Annotated in this window: 19 protein-coding genes and 1 tRNA gene; 14 read left to right on the top strand and 6 right to left on the bottom strand. The window is 46.4% G+C overall.

What is annotated here, in order from left to right; genetic code table 11:
• Positions 1 to 47 precede the first annotated feature (47 nt).
• Positions 48 to 1,031, top strand: coding sequence for a tripartite tricarboxylate transporter substrate binding protein (locus FD968_RS05810; protein WP_215364549.1), 984 nt, complete (start codon positions 48 to 50; stop codon positions 1,029 to 1,031).
• Positions 1,032 to 1,040: 9 nt separating this feature from the next.
• A complete protein-coding gene (locus FD968_RS05805; RefSeq protein WP_215364547.1) occupies positions 1,041 to 1,838 on the top strand; it encodes an enoyl-CoA hydratase/isomerase family protein in 798 nt (265 codons plus the stop codon).
• Positions 1,839 to 1,840: 2 nt separating this feature from the next.
• Here the strand turns inward: FD968_RS05805 and hemW are convergent, their stop codons facing one another.
• The 3 genes from hemW to rph are packed head-to-tail and all read right to left on the bottom strand — an operon-like array spanning position 1,841 to position 4,380.
• Complete coding sequence (gene hemW, locus FD968_RS05800) at positions 1,841 to 3,094, bottom strand: radical SAM family heme chaperone HemW (protein ID WP_215364546.1); 1,254 nt, start codon at positions 3,092 to 3,094, stop codon at positions 1,841 to 1,843.
• Entirely contained in the window at positions 3,030 to 3,620 is a 591-nt protein-coding gene (rdgB, locus tag FD968_RS05795; protein ID WP_215364544.1) for an RdgB/HAM1 family non-canonical purine NTP pyrophosphatase, read from the bottom strand. The genes hemW and rdgB overlap by 65 nt, the downstream gene beginning before the upstream one ends.
• A 19-nt stretch (positions 3,621 to 3,639) precedes the next feature.
• Positions 3,640 to 4,380 (bottom strand): ribonuclease PH, encoded by a 741-nt coding sequence (gene rph / locus FD968_RS05790; protein WP_215364542.1) that lies wholly within the window; start codon positions 4,378 to 4,380, stop codon positions 3,640 to 3,642.
• Between the two features lie 42 nt (positions 4,381 to 4,422).
• Here rph and FD968_RS05785 point away from each other — a divergent pair, with 42 nt between their 5' ends.
• The 4 genes from FD968_RS05785 to FD968_RS05770 are packed head-to-tail and all read left to right on the top strand — an operon-like array spanning position 4,423 to position 8,695.
• Positions 4,423 to 5,352 carry a YicC/YloC family endoribonuclease gene (locus FD968_RS05785; RefSeq protein ID WP_215364541.1) on the top strand — a complete coding sequence of 310 codons (930 nt, stop codon included), beginning with the start codon at positions 4,423 to 4,425 and terminating at the stop codon, positions 5,350 to 5,352.
• Between the two features lie 44 nt (positions 5,353 to 5,396).
• Positions 5,397 to 6,035, top strand: coding sequence for a guanylate kinase (gene gmk, locus FD968_RS05780; RefSeq protein WP_215364539.1), 639 nt, complete (start codon positions 5,397 to 5,399; stop codon positions 6,033 to 6,035).
• A gap of 44 nt (positions 6,036 to 6,079) precedes the next feature.
• Positions 6,080 to 6,283, top strand: a complete 204-nt coding sequence (gene rpoZ, locus FD968_RS05775) for a DNA-directed RNA polymerase subunit omega (protein ID WP_011902918.1) — start codon at positions 6,080 to 6,082, stop codon at positions 6,281 to 6,283.
• A 15-nt stretch (positions 6,284 to 6,298) separates the two neighbouring features.
• Positions 6,299 to 8,695, top strand: a complete 2,397-nt coding sequence (locus FD968_RS05770) for a bifunctional (p)ppGpp synthetase/guanosine-3',5'-bis(diphosphate) 3'-pyrophosphohydrolase (protein WP_215364538.1) — start codon at positions 6,299 to 6,301, stop codon at positions 8,693 to 8,695.
• A 17-nt stretch (positions 8,696 to 8,712) separates the two neighbouring features.
• On the opposite strand, the gene greB is transcribed toward FD968_RS05770, so the two are convergent.
• Positions 8,713 to 9,213 carry a transcription elongation factor GreB gene (greB, locus tag FD968_RS05765; RefSeq protein ID WP_215364536.1) on the bottom strand — a complete coding sequence of 167 codons (501 nt, stop codon included), beginning with the start codon at positions 9,211 to 9,213 and terminating at the stop codon, positions 8,713 to 8,715.
• Positions 9,214 to 9,231: 18 nt separating this feature from the next.
• Between greB and FD968_RS05760 the strand changes: the two genes are divergently transcribed.
• From FD968_RS05760 to FD968_RS05725, 8 genes are all read left to right on the top strand, one after another.
• Positions 9,232 to 9,308: transfer RNA gene (locus FD968_RS05760), tRNA-Arg, on the top strand.
• An 89-nt stretch (positions 9,309 to 9,397) separates the two neighbouring features.
• Positions 9,398 to 10,588, top strand: a complete 1,191-nt coding sequence (locus tag FD968_RS05755) for an ABC transporter permease (RefSeq protein ID WP_215364534.1) — start codon at positions 9,398 to 9,400, stop codon at positions 10,586 to 10,588.
• On the top strand, positions 10,588 to 11,373 hold the full coding sequence (locus FD968_RS05750) for an ABC transporter ATP-binding protein (protein ID WP_215364532.1): 786 nt from the start codon (positions 10,588 to 10,590) through the stop codon (positions 11,371 to 11,373). Before FD968_RS05755 ends, FD968_RS05750 begins: the two co-directional genes overlap by 1 nt.
• Entirely contained in the window at positions 11,370 to 12,302 is a 933-nt protein-coding gene (locus tag FD968_RS05745) for an MlaD family protein (protein ID WP_215364530.1), read from the top strand. The genes FD968_RS05750 and FD968_RS05745 overlap by 4 nt, the downstream gene beginning before the upstream one ends.
• A complete protein-coding gene (locus FD968_RS05740) occupies positions 12,299 to 12,925 on the top strand; it encodes a membrane integrity-associated transporter subunit PqiC (protein WP_215364527.1) in 627 nt (208 codons plus the stop codon). The genes FD968_RS05745 and FD968_RS05740 overlap by 4 nt, the downstream gene beginning before the upstream one ends.
• Before the next feature lie 4 nt (positions 12,926 to 12,929).
• Entirely contained in the window at positions 12,930 to 13,919 is a 990-nt protein-coding gene (locus FD968_RS05735; protein ID WP_251367504.1) for a tripartite tricarboxylate transporter substrate binding protein BugE, read from the top strand.
• 39 nt (positions 13,920 to 13,958) lie between these two features.
• The gene (locus FD968_RS05730; RefSeq protein WP_215364525.1) at positions 13,959 to 14,744 is read left to right on the top strand and encodes an SDR family oxidoreductase; all 786 of its coding nucleotides are present in this window, start codon (positions 13,959 to 13,961) and stop codon (positions 14,742 to 14,744) included.
• A 20-nt stretch (positions 14,745 to 14,764) separates the two neighbouring features.
• Positions 14,765 to 17,224: an ABC transporter permease gene (locus FD968_RS05725; protein WP_251367502.1), complete on the top strand. Its 2,460-nt coding sequence runs from the start codon at positions 14,765 to 14,767 to the stop codon at positions 17,222 to 17,224.
• 9 nt (positions 17,225 to 17,233) lie between these two features.
• Here the strand turns inward: FD968_RS05725 and FD968_RS05720 are convergent, their stop codons facing one another.
• Both FD968_RS05720 and FD968_RS05715 read right to left on the bottom strand, forming a co-directional pair.
• Positions 17,234 to 17,770 (bottom strand): RDD family protein, encoded by a 537-nt coding sequence (locus FD968_RS05720; RefSeq protein ID WP_215364519.1) that lies wholly within the window; start codon positions 17,768 to 17,770, stop codon positions 17,234 to 17,236.
• Between the two features lie 14 nt (positions 17,771 to 17,784).
• Entirely contained in the window at positions 17,785 to 18,396 is a 612-nt protein-coding gene (locus tag FD968_RS05715; protein ID WP_215364516.1) for a DUF3106 domain-containing protein, read from the bottom strand.
• Positions 18,397 to 18,409 lie beyond the last annotated feature (13 nt).

Here is an 18,409-nt window from a genome sequence, read left to right as displayed (position 1 = left end):
GAAGTTCTAATAGTATCAAACACAACTAAAACAATATTGGAGACATTATGTTGCTGAAATCCTGGGCGCTTCGAAGTTTGCTGGCATTTATCCTGGGTGCCTCCTCATGGCTTGCTGTGGCTCAACCAGCTTTTCCTGCAAAACCAATTCGATTAATTGTTGGCTTTGCGCCTGGTGGCGGTACTGATATTGTCGCCCGCGCTATCGCTCCAAAAATGAGTGAGATTCTTGGGCAAAGCGTGATAGTGGAAAACAAGTCGGGTGCAGCTGGAACCATTGCTGCAGATCAGATTGCAAAATCTAATCCTGACGGCTATACCTTGCTCGTTGGGCACTCCAATTCCAATGCGATTGCACCATTTGTATTGACTAATGTGCCATACAACCCTGCAACAGATTTCACGCCGATTACTTATCTTGGTTATGTGCCAAACGTCCTCGTAGTTAAAGCTTCATTGCCAGTGAACTCAGTTGCACAATTGATCTCATTAGCAAAAGCCAATCCAGGACAAATGACTTACGGCTCATCTGGTATTGGCAGTACCCAACATTTGGCAGGCGCATTGTTTGGCAAGATTGCGGGTATTCAAATTAACCATGTTCCATACAAAGGTAGTGGTCAAGCCATCATCGATTTGCTTGGTGGTCAAATCACTATGAACTTTGATACTTTGCCGCCAAACCTTCAGCAGATTAAAGAAGGTGGCTTGAAAGCTTTGGCTATTTCAACGCCCAAGCGTTTGTCGATTCTGCCGAACGTTCCTACCTTTAACGAAGTTGGCATTGTCGGTTTTGATGTAACCAATTGGTACTCAATCATGGGTCCTAAGGGTATGGATCCTGCAGTAGTGAATAAGATCGATCAAGCTGTTAAAGCTGCCATGGCTGATCCACAAATTAAGAAAACACTAGACTCACAAGGTCTACAACCTGAAGGCCCTGCAACCCCAGCTGCATTTAGCCTCTTCTTAACTGCTGAGTTGGCAAAGTACCAGCGTTTGGTCAAGAGTCTCAATATCAAAGCTGAATAATTGGTACTCATGACAGAACAAGAGACGCAAGATAAAGTTGCGCAAGTCACATTTGAATTGCAAGGCAATATTGCCTATGTAACCTTTGATCATGTTGCGGCTCGCAATGCGATGACGGTTGGCATGTATGAAAGTCTTAAGTCAATTTGCTTAGATATTGCCAAGAACCCAGCGATCCGCGTTGCAATCTTTCGAGGGGCAGGCGGCAAATCTTTTGTCTCAGGTAGTGACATCGCCCAATTCACTAGTTTTAAGGATGGTGAAGATGGTGTGCGCTATGAAGAGGCGATACATGATTATTTAAACCCCTTAGCATCACTTCCAATGCCTACCATTGCAGTCATCGATGGCATGGCAGTTGGCGGTGGCCTAGCGATTGCGACTTGCTGTGATTTTAGGATCGCTACGCCGGACGCAAAGTTCGGTGTGCCGATTGCCAGAACCCTTGGTAATTGCCTTTACCCTGGCAATATCGCCTGGTTGGCTGCTCATATGGGTATGAATATTGTTCGGCGTATGCTTCTCTTGGCGGAAATGATTTCGGCAAAAGAGTTGCATGCTCAGGGTTACTTACTGGCAACCCATGATGCAGATCAGCTTGGTAAAGAAGCGGATGCCTTGGCTGAACGCTTATCCAAACTGGCGCCGATTACCCAAAAAGCAAGCAAGCTGGCGATGGCCAGGATCATTGCAAATCAACTCCCAGATTGCCAAGACCTCATCCGTGAAACCTACGGAAGTGAGGATTTTAAAAACGGTGTGGCTTCATTCTTAAAAGGCGAGCCACCAGTTTGGACAGGCAAATAAACTCAATCCAAAAACATCTCTTGCAGATTATTTAGATAGCGTAGGCCTAATTCAGTAGGTTTGAGCTTGCTGGGGTTTTCGTCTAACAAGCCTTTCTTGGAGGCTTCACCCAATCCCTTGCTAATCACGCTTAGAGGTAAGCCAGTACGCTCGCTAAAGGTATTGGTATCTACGCCATCACTTAGTCGCAGGGCATTGAGCATGAATTCAAACGGAAGATCTTTGGTATCGATCTCTCTTGACTCGATTAAGGCATTACCTTTGCTTTCCATAGACGACATATAGGTTTCTGGATGACGTTCACGAACTTGACGAGTAATCTTTCCCGGGAAAGAGACTTTGCCATGCGCTCCTGCGCCAATACCAATGTAGTCGCCAAAGCGCCAGTAGTTCAGATTGTGTTTGCATTCCTGATCCTTCTTAGCATACGCAGATACTTCATAGCGTTGATAGCCAGCTTTAGTCAAGAGATCAAGATTCTGTTCAAAGATAGCATCGATTTCATCTTCACTTGGAAGCTTAGGCGGAAAGCTAGCAAAGTAAGTATTGGGCTCCAGTGTGAGATTGTAAAAAGACAGGTGGGGCGTCTTAAATGACAGGGCAGTTTCTACATCCTGCTTTGCCGCTTCAAGACTTTGGTTTGGTAGTCCGTACATCAGATCTAAATTCACTGATTTGAAGTGATCTAATGCAATCTGAATGGCCCGCTTCGCTTCCTGACCATTGTGAACACGTCCCAAAGCCTTAAGTTGCTCATCCTGAAAGCTCTGAACACCAATAGACACTCGGTTAATGCCGCACTGGGCAAAGGCGGCAAACTTATCGGCCTCAATAGAGCCTGGATTGGCTTCCATCGTGATCTCAGCGTCCGGCTCAAGATTAACTCGAGCGCGTACCGCTGAAAGCAACTCATCCATGCCTTCGGGTGACAGCAGGCTTGGAGTTCCTCCCCCAATAAAAATGCTGTGTACTTGTCTGCCCCAAATGTTGGGTAGCTCGGTTTCTAAATCAGTAATTAAGGCTTTGATATAACGTTTTTCATCAAAGCCAGATTTACCATCAGCGCCGGAACCATCTTTAATCTGATGTGAATTGAAATCACAGTAAGGACATTTCTTTTCACACCAAGGGAAGTGAATGTAGAGCGCTAGAGGGGGTAGAGCTGTTAATACAACAGCATTTGCTTGTAGCTTAGGCACGCGACTGCAATTGTGTAATGAGCTCACGTAAGGCTTGTCCGCGATGGCTGATGGCATTCTTCTTTTCGGGGGCTAACTCTGCAGCGGTAAGGCCTAATTCTGGCAAAAAGAAGTGGGGGTCATAACCAAAGCCGTGAGAACCCTTTGCATCATCAATAAAAGTACCATACCAACGGGTTTGCACGATGACGGGCTCTGGGTCATTAGCACTATTTACAAAGACTAATGCACAAACATAATGTGCGCCGCGATTATTTTTCCCTTTGAGTGCTGTAATCAGCTTTTGATTATTGGCAACATCATTGGCAGGCTCACCAGCATAACGTGCAGATAAAACACCAGGCTGACCATTTAATGCGTGTGCACAAATGCCAGAGTCATCTGCTAAAGCTGGTAGTCCGCAAGCAGCACTGGCGTGGCGTGCTTTAGCAAGTGCATTCTCTATAAAAGTGTGGTGAGGTTCATCTGCGGAAGGAATGCCTAACTCACCTTGAGGAATCACTTGAAAGTTTAAGGGCGCTAAGAGCGCCTGAAACTCTCGAACCTTGCCAGCATTATTAGAAGCGAGAACCAGCTTTTGCATAATTAAAAATCAGTATTGCTTATTTCAATGCATCTATCTGCAACTGGGTAAGCTCTTGAATGCCTTGTTCGGCCAGATCTAAGAGTGCAGTTAACTCGCTTCTCGAGAATGCAGCGCCTTCAGCGGTTCCTTGCACTTCGATCATGCCACTCTTACCAGTCATGACCACATTCATATCAGTATCGCAAGAAGAGTCCTCTGGGTAATCTAAATCGAGAACTGGAACACCTTGATAGATACCAACCGAAATAGCGGCAACACTATCGATGATTGGATCTTGAGTTAGTGCACCACTTTTTAGCAGTTGATTAACTGCATCACGGGCCGCAACATAAGCACCAGTAATTGAAGCAGTGCGTGTGCCACCATCAGCTTGCAGGACATCGCAATCTAAATGAATTGTGCGCTCACCCAAAATTTCTAAATTAAAGACGCTGCGCATGGCGCGTCCAATGAGGCGTTGAATTTCTTGAGTACGACCTGATTGTTTGCCGCGTGCTGCTTCACGATCGCTACGGGTATGAGTGGAGCGGGGCAACATGCCGTATTCCGCAGTAACCCAACCTTCACCAGAGCCGCGCTTATGAGGTGGCACTTTATCGAGGATGCTGGCAGTGCAGAGCACCTTGGTATCGCCAAAGGCAATCAATACAGAACCTTCTGCATGCTTGGTAAAGCTTCGGGAGATCGTGACAGGGCGCAAGTCTTTTGGCTTACGACCGCTGGGGCGAGAAATATTCGCTAAATTTGGGCTGCTCATGGGTTTGTCCTGAAGTGGCTATAAAGAATCTACAATGTCCATATGATATCGAGCATGACTGGTTATGGCAGCGCTTCTCGCCAAGTCTCCCTAGGGGCTGGCGTTGTAGCTGATCTGCAGGTGGAATGTCGGGCTGTAAATAGCCGCTTTCTGGATTTGGGCTTTCGCCTGCCGGACGAATGTCGTGGGGCCGAGCCTGCCTTGCGAGAAATGACCACTCAAAGTCTATCTCGAGGCAAAGTAGAGTTTCGGGCAGCATGGAGGGTTAATAGCGGCGCTGCAGGGGCTGCTAAGAGCAACCCCCACGCTCTGGGTGCAATTAATAAAGATCGGTTAGATGCGCTTTATACCCTCCAAGAAAAAGCCCAAGAGGCCTTTCCGAAAGCGCAAGAGCTCAGTATTGCTGAAGTTCTTCGTTGGCCAGGAATCGTTTCTGAACCCAGAGGTGAAGAAGAAGGATGGATTACAGCAACGGTAGAGGCAGGGCGAGCAGCCTTGGCCGCTCTCATGGACAGTCGTCATGCTGAAGGTAGCGCCTTAGTTGATGTCCTTACCAGCATTACTAGCAAGATGCGTGACATTGTTAAAGTGATCGAGCCTAAGGTCCCAGAGTATGTAGCACAGTATCAAGCAAAACTAACCGAACGACTTTCAGAAGCTTTGGCTGCACAAGAACAAGCAAAATCTGGAACAGAGTTAATGGAGCGTATCCGCCAAGAAGTCGTTCTTTATGCAGTGCGTATTGATGTGGCCGAAGAGTTTGCTCGCTTAAAGACCCACCTCCAGGCAGTAGACGCCGCCTTAGCTGGTAAAGGACCAGTAGGCAAGCGTTTAGACTTCCTGATGCAAGAGCTTAATCGTGAGGCTAATACCTTAAGCTCTAAGTCTGTTTCAGAGGAGTGCACTCAGGCAGCTTTAGAGCTTAAATTGCTGATTGAGCAAATGCGTGAACAGGTACAAAATCTAGAGTGATAATAGATTGCTCATTTGCCATTTAGAATCCGTACAATTAAGCGATGACTAGCCCAAGCGCACCCCCTTCTTATCAAGGCAGCATGCTGATGATTGTTGCTCCATCCGGAGCGGGCAAATCATCTTTAGTCAATGCGCTTTTAAAAGATGATGCAGGTCTCACATTATCTTTATCAACTACCACCCGTTCACCAAGACCAGGTGAAGTGGATGGCAAGGATTACCGCTTTGTTTCTAAAGATGCATTTATCGCCGAGAGAGACCAAGGTCACTTTTTAGAGTGGGCAGAAGTGCATGGACATTTTTATGGGACTTCAAAACCCTGGATTGAATCTCAGATGCGAGCTGGCAGTGATGTGATGTTGGAGATCGATTGGCAGGGTGCTCAGCAAATTCGAAAACTGATTCCGTCGGTACAGTGGATCTTTATTTTTCCGCCTTCAATTGAAGCGTTAGAAGAGCGCTTGCGTAAAAGAGGGCAGGATGATGAGGCAACGATTCAGAGGCGTTTAGCCGCAGCGCATGTGGAGCTGATGCATGCCCACGAGGCGGATTACATTGTGGTTAATGACTCCTTCGACCAGGCCCTAGTCGACCTAAAGCATATTTTGGCCTCCAGCCGTCTGCGTTCTGGGCCCAGCATGGCCCGAAATCCAGCCCTTTTAAGGCGCCTCGGGGTCTAATCAGTTATCCTATAGGTATTGAAGCTAAATTAAGTGAGTTCAGCATGGCCCGAATTACTGTAGAAGATTGCCTTAAAACCATCCCTAATCGTTTTGAACTAGTGTTGGCTGCAACTTATCGTGCACGTCAATTGGTTCAAGGTCACTCCCCACGTGTTGAGTCCAGAGATAAAGCTACTGTTGTTGCTTTGCGTGAAGTAGCAGCTGGTGTGACTGACCGTGACATGTTGACCAAAGTACCTTTGTAATTTAGGAGTTCCGGTGTGGAGCTCCCTTTAGGAACGACCAAAGCATCGGAATTAGTAGGAGGGGTCTCGCCCAATCAGGCCTCTTTAGGCGAAGTACAAGCCAATCTTTTAGATTCCTCATCAGATACACCCTTTTTTGCGCAGAGCGGTAAGAAGTCTGTCATTGACAGTTTATTGGCGCAATCCAGTCGTCATTTATTCGGGCCTACCTCAGCGCCCAGTCTGCCTCTAAAGCACCAAGTTGTTTCTATTGATGGCCTGCTGTCTAAGTTGACTTATCTCAAGTCCGATGAAATTACCCAAGTTAAAAAAGCATTTCAGTTTTCAGATGCGGCGCATCTAGGTCAATACCGCCATAGCGGTGAGCCTTATATTACTCATCCGGTTGCAGTTGCAGAGTTGTGTGCAACCTGGCGCCTCGATGCACCTTCTATCATGGCGGCGCTCTTGCATGATGTGATTGAGGATACCGGTTGTACAAAGGCAGATTTGGTCGAAAAGTTTGGTACCAAAGTTGCAGAGCTGGTTGAAGGATTAACCAAGCTCGATAAGTTGGAGTTTCAGAGTCATGCAGAAGCGCAAGCAGAAAGCTTTCGCAAAATGTTCATGGCGATGGCACGCGATGTCCGTGTGATATTGGTGAAGTTGGCAGATCGTACACACAACATGCGTACGCTCGATGCTGTGCCAATGGAAAAGCGCCGCAGGGTGGCTGCCGAGACTATTGAGATCTACGCACCAATTGCCCACCGCCTAGGTCTCAACATTATCTATCGTGATTTGCAGGATCTCAGCTTCCGTTACTCCATGCCGATGCGCTTTCGGGTCATTGAGGGCGCCGTCAAGCGTGCTCGTGGCAACCGTAAGGAGATGGTTGAAAAGATTTTGCAGGCCTCACGCATGGCTTTTGCAAAAGCCAATCTCGATGTTGATCTACGGGGGCGTGAAAAGACGCTCTATAGCATTTATAACAAGATGCGTATGAAGCATGTCAGCTTCTCTCAAGTCTTAGATGTATATGCCTTCCGCGTGACAGTTAGCAGCATTGATGAGTGCTATCGCGCGCTCGGAATATTACATTCGCTTTATAAACCTATGCCCGGCAAATTTAAGGATTACATCGCCATTCCAAAATTGAATGGCTATCAGTCTTTGCATACAACCTTATTAGGTCCATCAGGTGTACCAGTCGAGTTCCAGATCCGTACTACTGATATGCATGCTGTAGCAGAAGCAGGTGTAGCCGCTCACTGGGCGTACAAAGATGGTTCGCCAGATATGAGTGAAGTGCAAAACCGCGCTCATCAATGGCTACAGTCATTGATTGATATTCAGGATAGTAGCGGCGATTCTCAAGAATTCTTAGAGCACGTCAAGATTGATTTGTTCCCAGATGCGGTTTATGTCTTTACCCCTAAGGGGCAGATTCGGGCTTTGCCTAGGGGTGCAACTGCGTTGGATTTTGCATACTCCATTCATAGTGATGTTGGTAACACCTGTGTGGCAGTCAAGATTAATGGTCTGCAATTGCCATTGCGTAGCGAGCTCAAGAATGGTGACATCGTCGAAGTAGTGACTTCAGCCAATTCACAACCAAATCCAGGTTGGTTGGCTTTTGTTCGCACCGGTAAAGCGCGTGCTTCGATTCGCCATTCTTTAAAGACCAAACATTATTCAGAATCACTTCAGTTGGGCGAGCGATTGTTGGCCAATGGTTTGCGCCAACAAGGTGTCGATGCTGCATTGCTCACTCCTGAGATCTGGGAAAAGCTGATGCACTGGACGGGCGATAAAAATCGCGAAGAAGCCTGTGTCAATATCGCTTTAGGCCGTCGTTCACCACAAGAATTGGCAATTCGTCTGAAGATCTTGATCGATGATGAAGGCGGGGGAGAGCAGATGCGTCTTGGAGTTGCCGATTGGGTTGCTCCAAACCAAGACGCGCATCACCATCAGCGTCAAGCCATTCTGGTAGATGGTCGTGAAGGTAACTCGATTGGCTTTCAATCTTGTTGTCATCCCATTCCAGGTGACAACATCATTGGCTATCTGGGTAAGGGTGAAGGTCTGCAGGTGCATACCAACGACTGCACTGTTGCAATGCGGATGTTGTCAAAAGACAGTGATAAGTGGGTAGAAGTTGAGTGGGGTAAAGAGCTGAATCGAGAGTTTGAGGTCGATCTAGCGATTGATACACGTCAGGGTAAAGGTGTGTTGGCGCGCGTTGCCAGTAGCGTGACTTCCGCAGACTCCAATATCATGAATGTATCGATGGAGGATCGCTTTAAGGAAGACTCTGTCACGATCCGCTTTACGATTCAAGTCTATGATCGTCTGCATTTATCTAAAGTCATGCGCAGTTTGCGAACTAATCCTGATGTGATGCGCGTCACCCGTACGCGCGCTGTGTAATCTATCGTCTTTCTACTTCAAAGATATTGCACGTCTAGGATTTCAATTTCGCTTGGTCCTGTGGGTGTTTGAATCGATACACAATCACCCAATTTGGCCTTTATCAAAGCCTTAGCAATAGGTGAGACCCAGCTCACATGATTTTTTTCTAAATCAACCTCGTCTACCCCCACGATCGTGATCGTGATTTCTTTACCTATATCTTTACCCTCTAGCGGGGAGTAGGTGACAGTCGCCCCAAAGAAGATCTGTTCGGCATTAGCATCGCCTGATTTTCGGGCAGAATTGTCGACCACCACGGCAAATTCGAGCCGTTTATTGAGGAATCGAATGCGTCGATCTATTTCCCGTAAGCGTTTTTTTCCATAGATATAGTCACCATTTTCGGAGCGGTCGCCATTACTTGCTGCCCAGTGAACTACCTTCACAACCTCGGGTCTATCAAGGTTTAGGAGCTGTAAAAGCTCAGCTTTGATCCGCTCGTGACCAGCCGGGGTGATGTAGTTCTTCTCTTCCATGGCATAATTATGGCTGTTGCGGCTGTAGCTCAGCTGGATAGAGTACTTGGCTACGAACCAAGGGGTCGTGGGTTCAATTCCTGCCAGCCGCACCACCTTATATGGGGCCTAGTTGAAAAACTGGGCCCTTTTCATTTTTTAGGCATTTCACGAGAGTTTCTTCCGAATACCTTATAGTCTGCTTATGAGCGTTTCTGACACTATTTCCGCTGTTTCTCCTGCATCCAGTGCCCCAGTGGCCGTTTGGTCACAAATTGACGCTTCCCATGCCAAAGTTAATCTCAGTGGCGTGATTAATGCCTATACCTTAGGTGGTGTTTGGACCCAGATTCGGGATACCCAAAATACTTGGTTAACAAAGATTCCCGCAAGTAATCTTGCAAATGCCTCCTTAGTTTTTGATGCATCCAAGGTCACTTCATTAGATGGTGCCGGCATTGCATTCTTAATTGGCATTGAAGAGGCACAGCAAAAAGCAGGCGCTCAATTTGAAGTGCAAGGGCTTGATAGTCGCTATCAACCATTGCTCCGTGAATTTGATCCGATTAGTAATTTATTTCCAGCCCCGGCAGTTAAACCAAAAGAAAGTTTCGTTGTCAGCACTGGAATGGCTGCTCAAGATTTTCTAGACGATGCTAAGGGACTGATTTCCTTTGCTGGACATTTGGCTGCAGACTTAGCTTGGTCTATTCGTCATATAAAGCAAGTACGCTGGGGCGACTTTGTGAATGCAGCAGTAGAGGCCGGTATTGCAGCCTTACCCATCATTGGATTAGTTTCCTTTTTGATCGGCGTGATCCTTTCCTTCCAGGCTGCTATTGGCATGAAGCAGTTCGGCGCCACTACTTTTGTGGGCCCATTGGCTGCGCTTGGCATCGTGCGCGAGATGGGACCATTGATCACAGCGATTCTATTAGCGGGTCGATCATCCGCAGCCTTTGCTGCAGAGATCGGTACCATGACCGTGAATAGCGAAGTCGATGCCTTGGTATCGGGTGGACTTAGCCCAATTCGATTCTTGGTAGTGCCTAGAGTGCTAGCCGGTATTTTGGTTGCACCGATCTTGACGCTCTTTGCCGACATCGTCAGTATTATTGCCTCGATGCTGACAATGTTACTTTATGGCATCCCATTTATTAATTTCTATAACGGCATGATCAGTGCGGTAGATGTAGAAGACGTGCTTTCAGGTCTAGTTAAAGCGACAATGTTTGGAGTGGTGGTTTCTGCAATGGGATGTCTCCGAGGCATGCAGACTGGCACGGGTGCTGCTGCTGTAGGTATCTCTGCAACGCGCGCTGTCGTGAGCAGCATCGTGATGATTGTGATTGTCGATGGTATCTTTGCTGTGATCTCTTATAAGACAGGTTTCTGATGAATACACCAGTGACCACGCCAGCTAGCCCATACGCCATTGATGTTCAGAATCTGACCGTTGGTTATGGCAATAATGTATTAATGAAGGATCTCAACTTCAAAGTTAATAACGGCGAGATCTTTGTAATTTTGGGTGGCTCTGGCTGTGGTAAATCCAGTCTCCTGAAGAATCTCTTTGGCTTGTATCAGCCTTTGTCAGGTGATGTATTGATCGAAGGTCAAAATATCACCGCTGCACAAGGGGCTGATCGTCAAAAAATCATGACCAGCTTTGGGGTGATGTATCAACAGGGCGCCTTATTTGGTTCAATGAACCTTCTAGATAACGTCACCTTGTTTATGCAAGAGTACACCCAGTTAACGCAAGACCAAATGAATCTTCTAGCGCGTTGCAAATTGGATCTAGTGGGTCTTTTGCCCTATGAGACCTATATGCCTAGCGAGATTAGCGGCGGTATGCAAAAACGTGCGGCCATTGCTAGGGCAATGGCGCTTGATCCCAAGATTCTTTTCTTAGATGAGCCATCAGCCGGTTTAGATCCGATTACCTCAGCCGATCTAGATCAGACAATTGTGGATTTATCGAAGAACCTCGGCATTACCTTTGTGATTGTGTCGCATGAGCTCGCTAGCATCTATGCCATTGCAGACAAAGTGATCATGCTCGATAAAACTACCAAGGGCATCATTGCCGAAGGTGATCCAAAAGTATTACGTGATACCAGCACCGATCCTCGCGTGCATCAATTCTTTAATCGCATTACGACTAAGGACGCAGCATGAGTAATAACTCCAATCCAAATTATTTCCGCTTAGGCGTTTTTGTACTGGGCGCCATCGGTGTTCTCATTGCTGTGATATTGATTTTTGGCTCTGGCCAATTATTTAAAAAATCATTCATGATTGAGACCTATATCAAGCAATCGGTAACGGGCTTAGATACGGGAGCCTCTGTTAGATTTAGGGGGGTGAAGATTGGCCAAGTTACCTTTATTGGCTTATCTGGAGATATCTATGAAGACAATATCCCTTTTCATGATCGTAAGCAGTATGTTGTAGTGCGTATGCAGATCCTCGGTGAAACCGTTAACGAGGAGCTCATTCAAGAGTTTGTTAAAAATAACCTACGCGCTCAGGTCAAGTCACAGGGTATTACCGGCGTGAACTACATTGAATTTAATTTCACGCCAGTTGCGCAAGCCTATCCACCTTTGCCCTATGAGTGGAGGCCGAAATATCCTGTTATTCCTTCTTTGCCAAACCAGGCAGATCAAATTATTGAAGGCATTCAAAAGCTAATCGATGGCATGAACCAAATTAACATTGATGGTACTCAGAAGAAATTTGATACGCTGCTCGGAAACCTCAACTCTTTGATGGCGGGAGATGGCAAGGGCAACCAAGGACTCATTAATTCTGTAAAGGATATGAACGTCATTCTTGAGCGTATCGCAAAGGTCACAGATAAAGAAGAGCTCAGTATTCTGATGCGTGAATTGGTGGGCTCTATGGTTGCTTTGCGTCAAACAATTACCAGTATTCAAGGGGATACTCAGCTAACAATTGAGAATCTCAAACAAACCAGCGAGCAACTGAACGAATTTAGTCGCATTGCAAGTCAATCACCATCCAGTTTAATTTGGGGTGAACCGCCTCCAAAAATTACGCCACCGATGAATGGCTCTCAAGCGCCATCAGGAGCTACTAAATGATTAAATATTTACTTTCATTCGCGATTGCTAGCGCCTTGATGGCGTGTTCTTTGCCAAGCCGTGCGCCAGTAACGCCAGCTAGCTGGATGGTTGCACCAGAGCGAACCGGAGCGCCCCTTAAAGTGCGCTCCGACTTTTGGTTAAAAGTGGGCACTGTTAGTGTTGCACCACCTTTTGATGGCAAATCTTTGGTTTATCGCCTCTCAGACCAGCGTTACGAAAAAGATTTTTATAACGTCTATTCAGCAATCCCATCAGAGATGATTGCTAACTCAGAACGTGAATGGCTGAATAAAGCTGGAATCTTTTCTGCAACAGTGGGTCTGAACTCCAGCTTCTTTGCTTATTACACTCTGCAAGCAACTGTGAGCGACTTTTATGGCGACTATCGTGTCAAACCAGAAGCAGTTGTCAGTGTTGAGTTCTTCCTCACTGTCACCAATGCTGGCAAAGGTAATCCTTTGATTGGTGCAAATCGCTACACCAAGCGAGTTGCGCTTAAAGACAATACGCCTGAGGCGCTTGTCTCAGGTCAGCAACAAGCTCTTGCTGAAATCTTTAAGCAATACGAAGAGCAGCTTTATAAATATGCTGGTAATTTACCGAAGCCTATGGGGCAGTAATCTGATGAAATTGTTTTTTTCTAGAACCATAATTAGTGGCGTATTTACGGGACTTTTACTGAGCGTGGGTTTAGTCTCGGTCGTGCAAGCACAAAATTTTCCAACTAAGCCCATTCGCTTAATCGTACCTTTTGCTCCTGGCGGCAGTACAGACATCATTGCGCGTGCCGTAGGTGATGCGCTAGGCCGTCAATTGGGGCAGCCTGTTATTGTCGAGAACAAAGCGGGGGGCGGTGGTTCTGTAGGTGCCCTTGAAGTGATGCGTGCTCCTAAAGATGGTTATACGATTGGTATGGCAACGGTATCGACTACCGCAGCTAATCCTGCAATCAATCCAAAGATTGGTTATGATCCGATCACAGATTTCACGCCCATTAGTAATATCGCTGCAACACCAAACATCATTGCCGTAAATCCAGCATTTCCAGCAAAAGACTTTAAGACCTTTATGGAAGTCTTAAAAGCTAATCCAGGTAAGTATTCTTATTCCAGCTCTGGTACAGGTGGTATAGGCCACCTTCAAACAGAATTATTTAAAAGTTTGACGGGCGTATTTATTGTCCACATTCCGTATCGTGGAGCAGGGCCAGCATTGGCTGATACTGTTGGCGGTCAAGTTTCAATGATTTTTGATAACTTGCCTTCTTCATTGCCATTCATTAAAGACGGTAAGCTTGTTCCGATTGTGGTTGCAGCGCCAAAGCGTCTAGCGCAATTGCCAAATGTTCCAACTTTTTCTGAAGTTGGCCTAGCTCCAGTCAATCGCATGGCGTACTACGGATTTTTAGGACCCGTAGGCATGCCTAAGGATGTGGTCGATAAGTATTACGCCGCACTAAAAGTCGTTACCAATGATCCTGCTGTAAAAAAACGCATTGAAGATACCGGTTCTATCATTAACGTCAATGGACCAGAAGCTTTCGCGAAAGAGATTAAAGCTGAGTACATGGTTTACAAAGAAGTGGTTGCCAAGCAAAAATTGGTTCTGGATTAACAAGATCAATCATAAAAAAATATCAGAGGTGGAGGCAGTATGGATTTAGGTATCAAAGGTAAAGTTGCTTTAGTAATGGCTTCCAGTCGTGGCTTAGGTCAAGCCATGGCGGTATCTCTTGCTCGTGAAGGCGTAAAGGTTGCAGTTACAGGACGCAGTCCTGAGGGATTGCAAAAGTCTGTTGAGTTGATTGAGGCTGCCGGCGGCGTTGCTATGGCACTAAATTGGGACTTGTCTGATTCTTCCGTAATCGATACCTTGGTTTCTAAAGTAGAAAAAGAGCTTGGCCCCATCGATATCTTGATTAATAACACTGGTGGACCTCCTCCAACGCCTGCTGCTGGTCAAGACCCAGCGCTTTGGCAAAAGAGTTTTAACGACATGGTGTTGTCATTGATTGCTATTACTGATCGTGTTCTACCAGGAATGCGTCAGCGTAAGTGGGGTCGCATTATCACGAGCACAACCTCAGGGGCAATTGCTCCCATTAAGAACCTCGCGATTTCTAATACATTGCGTGCCGCCTTATTGGCTTGGTCTAAAACCTTGGCCGCAGAAGTGGCTAGCGAGGGTATTACTGTTAACGTGATCATGCCTGGTCGTGTTGCTACTGATCGTTTGCGCCAGTTGGATGAGGCTAGGGCAAAACGTGAAGCGACTTCCTATGAAGAGGTGGTTAAAGCGAGCTTGCGACAAATTCCGATGGGGCGCTATGGTGATCCACAAGAGTATGGGGATGCAGCTGCATTTTTAGCTAGCCAGAACGCTTCTTTTATTACTGGTACTGTCATGCGGATTGATGGCGGCCAGATTCAGGCAATTTGATTCCTTTCTTCAATAGCTTCTTGAGAAGCTTGCAGCAAGATCTTCGCTCAAAAGAGCTGAAGTGGTTACTGGTAGCGCTCATCGTTTCGGTGAGTGCACTGACTAGTGTCAGCTTTTTGGCAGACCGGATGCATCGAGCATTTGAATTTGATGCTCGGCAGCTACTCGCTTCAGACTTATTGATTGCTGCCGATCACCCTTTACCAGAGCAATTGATTGAGCAGGCTCAAAGCCAACAGCTGCAGACTGCACAAACAGTTGTATTTCCCAGCATGGCTACTGTCGGTACTTACAGTAAGTTGGCCTCTCTCAAAGCGGTAAGTGCTGAATATCCTTTGCGGGGATCCTTGCAAGTAGAGCAAGATAATTCACAATATCAATCAACAACACCTGCTAGCGGCTCTGTTTATGTAGAGCCGGCTTTATTAAATAATTTACATGCCAAGCTTGGCGATTCTTTGCGCTTAGGCGATCGCCAGTTTGTCATAGCAGGAGTCTTAAAACGCGAGCTAGATCGAGGCGCAGGCTTTATGAATTTTGCACCTCGCGTCATGATGAGCTTGGATGACCTCAAATCGACGGGCTTAATCGGTCTTGGTAGTCGAGTGACCTATCGATTGTTGTTAGCGGGTCCCGATGATCGTATCGCCGCATATCAACAGTGGGCTAATCGCTATATCGAAGCACAAAATTTGCGCGGACTACGAATTGAGTCCTTAGACAATGCGCAACCGGCGATGCGGAAAACTTTAGAAAGGGCAGAGCAGTTTTTATCCCTGATTGCTTTACTCACTGCCATGATTGCCGCTGTAGCGATCGCATTATCAGCAAGACGCTATATGGTTGGACAGGCTGATGCCTGTGCGGCATTAAAGTGTTTTGGTGCTACTAGAGGGGTAATACTCAAAAAACAAGTTAAGACATTATTAATGCTTGGCGTTATTGCAGCCATCGCGGGGTCATGCTTAGGCTATCTTGTTCAAGAGTTGCTCACAGGCCTATTGGGCAATCTCTTGGTAGGAAATTTACCTACGATCTCTATTGCTCCTGTTCTATGGAGTATTTTGTTTACTTGGTTTTTGCTCTTTGGATTCGCTGGGCCACCGCTGCTCAGTTTGGCAAAGGTTTCACCGATGCGCTTAATTCGAAAAGAATTTGAGATGGCTACATTAGCTACTGCATGGGTGACTTTATTGGCGGTTATCTGTTGCGGGATTCTCATTTGGGTTGCTGCGCGGGATTGGAAGCTGGCGCTTTGGGTTGGACTAAGTTTTGCTGGTGCAATTATCTTGTTCTCCACATTTGCGCGCTTATTCTTAGCGCTTCTTTCGCAATTGAGCACAAAAAACTTTGCATTACATTTCACCATCAATGCCATGAGTCGTAGGTCTGGATTTGCAGTGATGCAGATTGCTGCTCTCGGAATTGCCATCATGGCCATTCTCATGATTCTCTTATTGCGCCAGGATTTATTAAGCGCCTGGCAAGGCAATATTCCACCTGATGCCCCAAACCGCTTCATGATCAATATACAGGGAGACCAAAAGGCGGACATTACTAAAGCACTGGAATCTGGCGGCGTCTCAAAACCTGAGTTCTATCCCATGATCAGGGGGCGCTTAGTTGAGCTTAATGGTCGAGATATCTCATCGGCAAATTATTCCGAGGAAAATGCCAAGCGCCTAATTGATCGCGAATTTAATCTCTCCTATACAGAGCAATTGCCTTTAGGTAATCGAATTGTTTCTGGGCAATGGTTTGCAGGAGATAGTCCACAAGTCTCCATGGAGACTGGTATAGCCAAGACCCTCAAGCTGAAGTTGGGTGATCAAATTACTTTTGAGGTGGCCGGGGAGAAGGTTAGCGCCCCCATTACCTCATTGCGTAAGTTAGATTGGGGATCGATGCGCGTGAACTTCTTTGTGATCATGCCACCATCGCAATTAAGTAAGATGCCGCAGTCTTGGATTACTTCTTACTATCAAAATCCAAATAAGGAGGCTTTAGATTTTGAGTTAAGCCAAGCTTATCCAAATCTGACTCTGGTGGATGTATCGGCCTCATTGCAGCAAATTCAGGAAGTGCTTAATAAGTTATCGGCAGCCCTAGGTTTGCTATTTGCCTTTACTATCATTGCTGCCATTTTGGTGTTGATTGCTGCGATTGCGGCAACCCAAGATGAACGCTTTAGAAATGCTGCTTTGTTAAAGGCCATGGGTGCATCTCGCAGTGTATTGACGCAAATCGCCAGAATTGAATTACTGGTCATTGGTCTTACTGCGGGCTTATTAGCTGGAATTGCTTCTGGTGTTGCAGCATGGGCCCTAGGTCGTTATGTCATGGAAATTGAATTTAATGCCTTTACTCAATCAATATTGATGGGGCTTGCCTTTGGTGTAACGGCATCCTTAGTTGCAGGATATCGCTTTCAGAATCGCATTCAAGGTGCTACTGCCGTGGAGTGCCTGCGAGAGGCCTAAAGCGATGGTTTAGGAGAGCTTTACTAAGTTCTTAGGCAGTTCTACCAGCCTTGATCCAGCAAAACGATCAGGCAGGCTTTGGCGAGTGATGGGTTCGCGACGATCAAGATATATGCTCAGTGGCCAAATGAATAGCGCCACAGCAAATAGCATTTCAATAATTTGCCATTTCTCTAAATGAAATATCCATTGCAATAGTACGCATGGAATAATCCAGAGAGATCCATAGATGTAGCGCCATATTGCTTGACGCTTTGTTAAATGCAATCCACCGTGACTGATCATGCGGATTCGCCAAGTTTGCATTGCCAGAGTTTGTCCAGACTTGGTCCAATACCAAACAAAATAAACGCCGAGAACAGCATAGAGGTAAATGAATGTGAGCCAGCTTGGGAGTGCAACACCGAACAAAATACCTAAGCCTAAATTTGGCAATAAAAAGGTAAAGGCAATTACACCCAATAAAACCAGTTGCTCATAAAGACAACAAAAAACGCGTCGCCAAAAATTGGGCGAAGGTAAAACGTTTAACTCAGCAGGTGTCATGCAGCAGCAATCCCTTATTGAGACTCTGTGCTGGCGGGAGCAGGCGTTGCTTCAGGAATGATTGCCCTAGGCTTTGCAACTGGTGGCGGTGGAGTCGTATCCTGCTTGATGGTGTGTTGCTGTAAGGTGGGGGCATTGATAGCGTTAGGTTTCTTCTTTGTCTCCATATCCGCTAATTTTTTCTTTTGCTCATCGGTCAGCTTTTGATAAGCGCTCCAGGCTTCTGCTTTTTTCTCGGCAGGAAACTTCAGGCTGGCTAAATAATTTTCACGTGCAAGGCGACGATCTTTTTGAGAGAGATTAGACCAGCTAGCCATACGTGATTGGAGGCGCTCTTGATCTAGTGGGCTCATCTTGGGGTAGATGTTAGAAACATAAATCCATTTCTTACGGCTATCAGGAGCCATATAGTCCCAATCGCTTTCTAGTGGTGCCAGAATTTTTTGCTGCGTAGGGTTCAATCCATCCCAAGTTCCATCGGGTGTCTTGGCGGGTATCGCCGCTGTTTTTCCATGGGGTGCGCCGCTTGATGTTTGGGCAAGAGTGAGAGGTGCGCTGGATAGCAACATCAGCGCTGTTGTCACCAACAACGCTTGATGAATAAGTGACTTCAATGATCGAAGCATTGAGCGTTACGAA

It is taken from the genome of Polynucleobacter sp. AP-Titi-500A-B4, from assembly GCF_018688095.1.
In the GTDB taxonomy this organism is placed as follows: Bacteria; Pseudomonadota; Gammaproteobacteria; order Burkholderiales; family Burkholderiaceae; genus Polynucleobacter.
This window is presented reverse-complemented; position numbering and strand designations above follow the sequence as displayed.

Bases quoted from the DNA above. Each gene is read 5' to 3' on its own strand.
- FD968_RS05810 (WP_215364549.1), top strand. From the start codon at position 48: ATGTTGCTGAAATCCTGGGCGCTTCGAAGTTTGCTGGCATTTATCCTG.
- FD968_RS05805 (WP_215364547.1), top strand. From the start codon at position 1,041: ATGACAGAACAAGAGACGCAAGATAAAGTTGCGCAAGTCACATTTGAA.
- hemW (WP_215364546.1), bottom strand. From the start codon at position 3,094: ATGCCATCAGCCATCGCGGACAAGCCTTACGTGAGCTCATTACACAAT.
- rdgB (WP_215364544.1), bottom strand. From the start codon at position 3,620: ATGCAAAAGCTGGTTCTCGCTTCTAATAATGCTGGCAAGGTTCGAGAG.
- rph (WP_215364542.1), bottom strand. From the start codon at position 4,380: ATGAGCAGCCCAAATTTAGCGAATATTTCTCGCCCCAGCGGTCGTAAG.
- FD968_RS05785 (WP_215364541.1), top strand. From the start codon at position 4,423: ATGATATCGAGCATGACTGGTTATGGCAGCGCTTCTCGCCAAGTCTCC.
- gmk (WP_215364539.1), top strand. From the start codon at position 5,397: ATGACTAGCCCAAGCGCACCCCCTTCTTATCAAGGCAGCATGCTGATG.
- rpoZ (WP_011902918.1), top strand. From the start codon at position 6,080: ATGGCCCGAATTACTGTAGAAGATTGCCTTAAAACCATCCCTAATCGT.
- greB (WP_215364536.1), bottom strand. From the start codon at position 9,213: ATGGAAGAGAAGAACTACATCACCCCGGCTGGTCACGAGCGGATCAAA.
- FD968_RS05755 (WP_215364534.1), top strand. From the start codon at position 9,398: ATGAGCGTTTCTGACACTATTTCCGCTGTTTCTCCTGCATCCAGTGCC.
- FD968_RS05750 (WP_215364532.1), top strand. From the start codon at position 10,588: ATGAATACACCAGTGACCACGCCAGCTAGCCCATACGCCATTGATGTT.
- FD968_RS05745 (WP_215364530.1), top strand. From the start codon at position 11,370: ATGAGTAATAACTCCAATCCAAATTATTTCCGCTTAGGCGTTTTTGTA.
- FD968_RS05740 (WP_215364527.1), top strand. From the start codon at position 12,299: ATGATTAAATATTTACTTTCATTCGCGATTGCTAGCGCCTTGATGGCG.
- FD968_RS05735 (WP_251367504.1), top strand. From the start codon at position 12,930: ATGAAATTGTTTTTTTCTAGAACCATAATTAGTGGCGTATTTACGGGA.
- FD968_RS05730 (WP_215364525.1), top strand. From the start codon at position 13,959: ATGGATTTAGGTATCAAAGGTAAAGTTGCTTTAGTAATGGCTTCCAGT.
- FD968_RS05720 (WP_215364519.1), bottom strand. From the start codon at position 17,770: ATGACACCTGCTGAGTTAAACGTTTTACCTTCGCCCAATTTTTGGCGA.
- FD968_RS05715 (WP_215364516.1), bottom strand. From the start codon at position 18,396: ATGCTTCGATCATTGAAGTCACTTATTCATCAAGCGTTGTTGGTGACA.